1 protein-coding gene is annotated in these 661 nt (G+C 62.5%); it reads right to left on the bottom strand.

What is annotated here, in order from left to right:
* A partial coding sequence (locus tag EA795_RS20710; protein WP_147456336.1) for a hypothetical protein occupies positions 1-548 on the bottom strand: 548 nt, incomplete at its 3' end.
* Positions 549-661 lie beyond the last annotated feature (113 nt).

Genomic DNA, 661 nt, shown 5'->3' with positions numbered 1-661 from the left:
CCCGGGGTGCAATACAGCGCTCGGGCGCCCGTGGACACCGCGTCCAGGAACAGCGTGCTGTTGCCGAGTGATGGGCCAGCGATGCGGAATGACTGCGGGCTGTTCGATTGCCGGCTGCGCCTGGCAAGCACCTGGGTGCGAGTCACGAACAAACTGGTCAGCGATATGTTCACCAACAGGTTCTGCGTGGGGGTGTGCAGCGCGAAGTTATAGGCCAGCTCCCCTGACGACGCGCCAGCCCTGATTCCCTGTATCTGGATGACGGCAAAGCGCCGCCAATCGCGACCGAGCTCATCCTCCAGATCATCCGGCGTATCGACCGCCCTGGGATCACGGAACAGCACTGCGCTTTCTTCCGTTCCGCGGGAAAACGTCACGCCTGCCGGGAACGGGTTCAGGATGCGGCCGCCATGGGTGGTGAGCCGAACCTCATTCCCTGGGCAGTTCGTTTTTCCTTCCAGGGTCGGAAACTCGACGAAGCCGTGATACCCAAGACCAAAGCGCACCACGCGCCCTGGCATCGACTCTTCAAGCGGCGAGTCGAACATCAGGGCTCCTCCCTCACCGGCAGGGCGAAGTCCATCTGTACGGCGGCGCCAGTTGCGTCAGTCATGAACAGGGACTTCAGCGGCAGGACCTCCATGCTCAGCAGATAGTCCTG

It is taken from the genome of Stutzerimonas nitrititolerans, assembly GCF_003696285.1.
Taxonomy (GTDB): Bacteria; Pseudomonadota; Gammaproteobacteria; order Pseudomonadales; family Pseudomonadaceae; genus Stutzerimonas; species Stutzerimonas nitrititolerans.
The sequence above is the reverse complement of the archived record's forward strand: the minus strand, read 5'-3'. Positions and strand labels throughout refer to the sequence as shown.